This is a genomic window from Polymorphospora sp. NPDC050346 (assembly GCF_040655695.1).
GTDB classification, from domain to species: Bacteria; Actinomycetota; Actinomycetes; order Mycobacteriales; family Micromonosporaceae; genus Polymorphospora; species Polymorphospora lycopeni.
The window spans coordinates 1-7,462 of the sequence record NZ_JBFAKM010000084.1; the positions used below are offsets into that span (position 1 = coordinate 1).

Consider the following 7,462-nt stretch of genomic DNA (forward strand, 5'->3'; position numbering starts at 1 on the left):
GCGCCGGGTGCCGGCCGGTTGTGTGAGGAGGTGCCGCAGGCGCGGATCGTGGCCTGCGATGTGGCTGATCGGGAGGCGTTGAAGGCGCTGCTCGACGAGCATCGGCCCAGCGCGGTGATTCATGCGGCTGGGGTGCTCGATGACGCGACGGTGGCGAATCTGACCGAGGCTCAGCTCGACGCGGTGCTCAGGGCCAAGGCCGTGGCGGCCCAACACCTCCACGAGTTGACCGACGGCATCAGCACGTTCGTGTTGTTCTCCTCGGCGTCGGGGGTGTTCGGTTCGGCGGGGCAGGCGAACTATGCGGCCGCGAACGCCTATTTGGATGCGCTGGCTCGTCGACGGCGTGCGCAGAACCTCCCGGCGCAGTCACTCGCATGGGGTCTCTGGGAAACCGGCAGCGCCATGACCGCGGCCCTCGACACCACCAAGGCGTACCAAGGAGTCCTGCCGATGTCCGACCGGCAGGCACTGGCCCTGTTCGACGCCGCCCTGCGCACCGAACAGCCCGCCCTCGTGACGGCCACCCTCGACCTGCGCCCGCGAACCGACCCGTCACCGCTGCTGCGAACGTTGCTGCCGCCGAACCGGCGGACCGCGGGCGGTGACGCGCCGGACCGGACCGCCGCGATGCGGGCGCGGCTGGCCGGACGGGACGCCGATGGTCAGCTCTCCGGCCTGCTGGACCTGGTCCGTGCGCAGACCGCTCAGGTGTTGGGACACGCCTCGCTGTCGACCGTCGGCGCCGGCCGGCCGTTCAAGGATCTCGGCTTCGACTCGCTGACCGCGATCGAGCTGCGCAACCGCCTCAGGGCGGTGACCGACCTGCGGCTGCCGGCGACCCTGGTGTTCGATCACCCGACGCCAGCCGCCCTGGCCGAGCACCTGCGGGCGGAGCTGTTCGGCGCCGGCGCCCGGCCGTCGATCGTGGACCATCTGGCACAGCTAGAGAACGCCATGGCCGTGGCAACCGGCGGCAGCGTCGACGGGCTCGACGCGGGGCTGCGCGAGGACATCACCGTCCGGCTCAAGGCGCTGACCGCGATGTGGGGCGACCTGCAACGGGGCGACGACGGCACGGACATCGGCGAGCGGCTGGAGACCGCCAGCGACGACGAGATCTTCCAGTTCATCGACAGCAAATTCGGCGACTCCTGACGGCTTCGGCCCGTCCTCGCAGAGATTCGGGAAATCACATGTCGAACGAAGCCAAGCTCCGGGAATATCTGCGGCGGGTCACCGCCGAGCTGCAGAGCACCGACGAACGCCTGCAACGGCTTCAGGCCAGGGCGACCGAACCGATCGCCATCGTCGGTGTCGCCTGCCGCTTCCCGGGCGGTGTCACGTCGCCGGAGGACCTGTGGCGTCTGCTGGCCGAGGGGCGTGACGTCGTCTCGGCATTCCCGGCCGACCGGGGATGGGACGTGTCCTCCCTCTACGACCCGTCGGGCGAACGGCCGGGAACCATCCACGCCAGGGAGGGTGGCTTCCTTTACGACGCCGCGGACTTCGACGCGGAGTTCTTCGGGATCTCGCCGCGTGAGGCGCTGGCCATGGATCCGCAACAGCGGCTGCTGCTGGAGACGGCCTGGGAGGTGATCGAGCGGGCCGGCATCGACCCGCACGCGATGCGCGGCACCCGCACCGGCGTCTTCGCCGGCCTGATGTACCACGACTACGCCGCCCGGCTGCCCGAGATGCCGGCGAACGTCGAGGGATACCTGGGCAACGGCAACGCGGGCAGCGTCGCCTCCGGCCGGGTCGCGTACGCGCTGGGTCTGGAGGGTCCGGCGGTGACCGTCGACACGGCCTGCTCGTCCTCGCTGGTGGCCCTGCACCTCGCGGCGCAGGCCCTGCGATCCGGGGAGTGCTCGCTCGCGTTGGCCGGCGGCGTCACCGTGATGTCCACGCCCGACGTGTTCATCGAGTTCTCCCGGCAGCGCGGCCTGGCCAAGGACGGCCGGTGCAAGCCGTTCGCCGCGGCGTCGGACGGCGCCGGCTTCTCCGAGGGCGTCGGTCTGGTCCTCGTCGAGCGGCTCTCCGACGCCGTACGCAACGGTCGCGAGATCCTCGGCCTGATCCGTGGCTCCGCGGTCAACCAGGACGGCGCCTCGAACGGGCTCACCGCCCCGAACGGGCCGGCGCAGCAGCGCGTCATCCGGGACGCCCTCGCGGCCGCCCGGCTCGGCGCCGGCGACGTCGACGCGGTCGAGGCGCACGGCACCGGCACCAACCTCGGCGACCCGATCGAGGCTCAGGCGCTGATCGCCACGTACGGCCAGAACCGGCCGGCCGACCGGCCGCTCTGGCTCGGCTCGGTCAAGTCGAACCTCGCGCACACCCAGGCGGCCGCCGGCATCGCCGGTGTCATCAAGATGGTGCTGGCGATGCGGTACGGCACGCTGCCGCAGTCCCTGCACATCGACGAGCCGACGCCGCACGTCGACTGGAGCGCGGGCTCGGTCGCGCTGCTCCGGGAGGCGGTGCGCTGGCCGGAGACCGGCCGCCCGCGCCGGGCCGCGGTGTCGTCTTTCGGCATCAGCGGCACCAACGCCCACGTGGTGCTCGAGCAGGCGCCTCCGGCGGACGACGCCGAGCCGGGCCCGGGCGTGGACGGACCGCTGCCGTGGGTTCTCACCGCGCGCAGCGGCCCGGCGCTGCGGGCACAGGCGGGGCGGGTCCTCGACGTGCTGCGCGACCGGCCGGACGCCGACGTCACCGACCTGGCCTACTCGCTGGTCACCACGCGGGCCGCGCTCGAGCGCCGGGCCGTCGTCTGCGGGCGTACCCGGGCGGATCTCGTACGCGGCCTGGAGTCCTTGCTTCGGCAGGAGCCCGCGCCGCAGGTCGTCACCGGCGACGCCGAGGGGGACCGCAAAGTCGTCTTCGTCTTTCCCGGGCAGGGCGCCCAGTGGGCGGGCATGGGCGCCGAACTCCTCCGTTCCTCGCCGGTCTTCGCCCGCGCCGTGGCCGACTGCGAGGCCGCGCTGGCGCCGTACGTCGACTGGTCGCTGCGCGACGTGCTCACCGGCGAGGCCGGCGCTCCCGGGTACGACCGCATCGACGTCGTGCAGCCGGCGCTGTTCGCGGTCATGGTGGGGCTCGCCGCGATGTGGCGCTCGCACGGCGTACGGCCGGCGGCGGTGGTCGGCTCGAGCCAGGGTGAGGTGGCGGCGGCGTACGTCGCCGGGGCGCTCAGCCTGGAGGACGCCGCCCGGATCATCGCCGAGCGCAGCAAGCTGTTCGCCGAGGCGCTGGTCGGCCACGGCGCGGTCGCGTCCGTCGCGGCCACCGTGGAGCAGGTGACAGAGGCGCTGGCCGGCTGGCCGGGCCGGTTGGCTGTCGCCGGTGTCAACGGGCCGCGGTCCATCACCGTCGCCGGGGACGTGGAGACGCTGACGGCGTTCGTCGCCGACCGCGAGGCCGCGGGCTGGCAGGCGCGGATGGTGCCGGCCACTGTCGCGTCGCACTGCGAGCAGGTGGATCCCCTGCACGACCGGCTCGTCGGACTGCTCGACGGAGTCTCGGCCCGCACCGGCGAGGTGCCGTTCCATTCCACCGTGACCGGCGGCCCGCTGGACACTGCCGAGCTCGGCCCGGAGTACTGGTTCCGCAACGCCCGGGAGCCGGTCGACCTGATCGGCGCGGTGCGGTCGCTGCTCGCCGACGGGTACGACGCGTTCCTCGAGATCAGCGGGCATCCGGTCCTGTCCACTGCGGTGCAGGAGACCGCCGAGGAAGCCGGCGCCGACGTTCGGACGCTGCACTCGCTGCGCCGCGACTCCGGCGGAGCGGACCGTTTTCTGCTTTCGCTGGCCGAGGCGTACGTGTGCGGGGTGTCCGCGGCTCCGGAGACCCTGTTCGAGGGATCGGGGGCACGGCGGGTCGCGCTGCCGACGTATCCGTTCCAGCGGGAGCGTTTCTGGCTGGAACCCGACCCGGCCGCGCCGGCGGAGGCCGCCGGCCGGCCGGACGGCGAGTTCTGGTCCGCGGTCGAGGCCGGCGAGGTCGACCGCCTGGCGGCCGACCTGGGCCTCGGCGCCGACCAGCAGAGCACGCTCGCCGGGCTGTTGCCCGTGCTGAGCTCGTGGCGGCGCCGGCAGCGCGAGCGCGCCGGCGTCGGCCAGTGGATGTACGACGTGACCTGGGTGCCGAGGCCCGTGCCGTCCGGACGGCTCGGCGGCCGGTGGCTGCTGATCGCACCGGGCGACGACCGGCACGGCTGGGCGCCGGTCGTGTCCGCCGCCCTGACCCGGGCCGGCGCCGAGGTGGTGACCCTCGCCTCAGCCGGCGATCCGATCGGGGAGTGGGGCTTCGACGGCGCGCTGTCCCTGCTCGGCCTGGACGAGTCGCCCCACCCGGCCGCGGCCGTCGTTCCCCGTGGGCTCGCGGCGACCCTCGACCTGCTGCGAACCCTCCGCGCCGCGCCGACACCCGTGCCACTGTGGACGATTACCTGCGGCGCCGTGGCCGCCGGCGACACCGAGCACGTCACCCGGCCCGCCCAGGCGATGCTGTGGGGCCTGGGTCGGGTCGCCGCCCTGGAGGCGCCCCGCTCCTGGGGCGGCCTGATCGACCTGCCCGACGCGCCGGACACGAACGCCGCCGGCCGCCTGACGGACGTCCTCGCCGGCGGCATCGCCGACGACGACCAGATCGCCATCCGGGCCGGCGGCGTCCTCACCCGCCGCCTCGTCCGCAGCCCGATCACCGGTCCTGCGTCGTGGCGACCGGACGGCGCCGTGCTGGTCACCGGTGGCCTCGGCGGCGTCGGCGCCAACGTCGCCCGATGGCTGGCGAGGGAGGGCGCCCGCAACCTCGTGCTGACCGGGCGCCGCGGCGCGGCGACCCCCGGCGCCGCCGAGCTGGAGGCCGAGCTGACCGCACTCGGCGCGACGGTCACCGTGGCGACCTGCGACGTCGCCGACCGCGACCAGGTCGCCCGGGTGATCGCCGGCCTCGACCCGGACGTCCCGCTGAAGGCGGTCTTCCACGCCGCCGGCGTCGGCGACACCGGATCCCTCGCCGAGGCCGGCCCGGCCACCCTCGGGCACCTGCTCGCGGCGAAGGTCGACGGCGCGCGGCACCTCGACGAACTGACCCGAGACCAGCCCCTGACCGCGTTCGTGCTGTTCTCCTCCGGCGCCGGCGTCTGGGGCAGCAGCAACCAGGGCGGATACGCCGCCGCGAACGCCTACCTCGACGCCTTCGCCTCCTGGCGGCGCGGGTCCGGGCGCACCGCCGTCGCGATCGCCTGGGGCGCCTGGGACGGCCCGGGCATGGCCGAAGGCGCCGCCCGCGACCAGCTCAACGACTGGGGCCTGCGGACCATGCCGGTCGCACGGGCGACGGCCGCGCTCGGCGCGGTGCTCGGCGCGGGCCGGACCACCACGACGGTCGCCGACATCGACTGGGAACGTTTCGCCGCCACGTTCGCGGTGGCCCGGCGGACGCCGCTGTTCGACGCCATCGCCGAGAGCCGCACGGCCGGCCCCGAGCCGCACGACACCGAAGCCACACGTACGGCCGCGGGACTGCGCGGCCTCGACCCGGACCAGCGGCGGCAGGCGCTGCTCGACCTGGTGCTCGGCCACACCGCGACGGTCCTCGGGCACGAGTCGGCGGACCGGCTAGACGTCCGGCGCGCCTTCAAGGAGCAGGGTTTCGACTCGCTCACGGCGGTCGAGCTGCGTAACCGGCTGTGCCGGGCCACCGGCCTCACCCTGCCGACGACCGTGGTCTTCGACCATCCCACTCCGGCAGGGATGGCCAATCACCTCCAGGCCCAGCTCTTCGGCGCGACCGCCTCGACGCCGGCCGGCGACGAGCCCACCGTCGCGGCCGACGACGACCCGATCGTCATCGTCGGCATGGCCTGCCGGTTCCCCGGCGGCATCCGTTCCGCCGAGGACCTGTGGCAGGTATTGATCGCGGAAGGCGACGTGATCTCGCCGTTCCCCACCGACCGTGGCTGGGACCTCGACGCCCTGTACCACCCGGACCCGGAACACCCCGGCACCACGTACCTGCGTGAGGGAGGCTTTCTCGACGGGGCGGCCGACTTCGACGCCGGCTTCTTCGGCATCTCCCCGCGCGAGGCACTGGCCATGGACCCGCAGCAGCGGCTTCTCCTGGAGACCTGCTGGGAAGTGCTCGAACACGCCGGCATCGACCCCGACACGATGCGCGGTACCCCCACCGGCGTCTTCGTCGGCAACAACGGGCAGGACTACACGATCGGCCTGCGGACCATACCGGAAGAGGTCGAGGGCCACCTGCTGATCGGCAACGCGGCCAGCGTCGTCTCGGGCCGGGTCGCCTACACGTACGGCTTCGAGGGCCCCGCGGTGACCGTCGACACGGCGTGCTCGTCCTCGCTCGTCGCCATGCACCTGGCCGTGCAGGCGCTGCGCTCCGGCGACTGCCGGATGGCCGTCACCGGCGGCGTCACCGCGATGTTCAGCCCCCGCGCCTTTGTGGAGTTCTCCCGGCAGCGTGGGCTGGCCGTGGACGGCCGGTGCAAGTCCTTCGCGGACACGGCGGACGGCACCGGATGGTCCGAAGGCGTCGGCCTGGTGCTGCTGGAGCGGCTGTCCGACGCCCGTCGTGCGGGGCACCGGGTGCTGGCGGTGGTGCGCGGCAGCGCCCTGAACCAGGACGGCGCGTCCAACGGCCTCGCCGCGCCGAGCGGGCCGGCGCAGCAGAAAGTCATCCGGGAGGCGCTGCGCACGGCCGGCCTGTCCTCCGCCGATGTGGATGTGGTGGAGGCGCATGGGACGGGGACGCGGTTGGGTGATCCGATCGAGGCGCAGGCAGTGCTGGCGACTTACGGACAGGATCGGGAGCAGCCTTTGCTGCTGGGGTCGGTCAAGTCGAATCTGGGACACACCCAGGCCGCGGGTGGCATCGCCGGTGTGATCAAGATGGTGTTGGCGATGCGGCATGGTGTGGTGCCGCGGTCGTTGCATATCGATGCCCCGACGCCGCAGGTGGATTGGTCGGCCGGCGCGGTGGAACTCGCGGCGAAGGCAAGCGAATGGCCGGAGACTGGGCGTCCGCGTCGGGCGGGTGTGTCGTCGTTCGGGGTGAGTGGCACGAATGCGCATGTGATCGTGGAGCAGGCGCCCGAGGTGGAGCCGGAGCCTCTCGCTACGCCGGAGGGGCCGGCGGTGTGGCTGCTGTCGGCGCGTTCACCGGCCGCGCTCCAGGCGCAGATCGAGCGGCTGGCCGCGTACGTCGAGGGGCGGCCGGAGGTGTCGGCGCATGCGGTGGCGGCTGGTTTGGCGCGGCGGGCGTTGTTGCCGTATCGGGCGGTCGCGGTGGGCGGCTCGGTGGATGATCTGGAAGTCCCGCCGGTGCCGGCGACGCCGGGTGGTGTGGTGTGGGTGTTCGCTGGTCAGGGTTGGCAGTGGGAGGGGATGGCTGGCCGGTTGTTGGTGGAGTCGCGGGTGTTCGCGGAGGC

At 73.5% G+C, this 7,462-nt stretch carries 2 protein-coding genes; both read left to right on the forward strand.

Going from position 1 to position 7,462, the window contains the following annotated elements:
* A partial coding sequence (locus AB0I42_RS36960; RefSeq protein WP_357544432.1) for a beta-ketoacyl reductase occupies positions 1-1,158 on the forward strand: 1,158 nt, incomplete at its 5' end.
* A gap of 38 nt (positions 1,159-1,196) precedes the next feature.
* On the forward strand, positions 1,197-7,462 hold a 6,266-nt coding region (locus tag AB0I42_RS36965; protein ID WP_357544433.1), incomplete at its 3' end, for a type I polyketide synthase.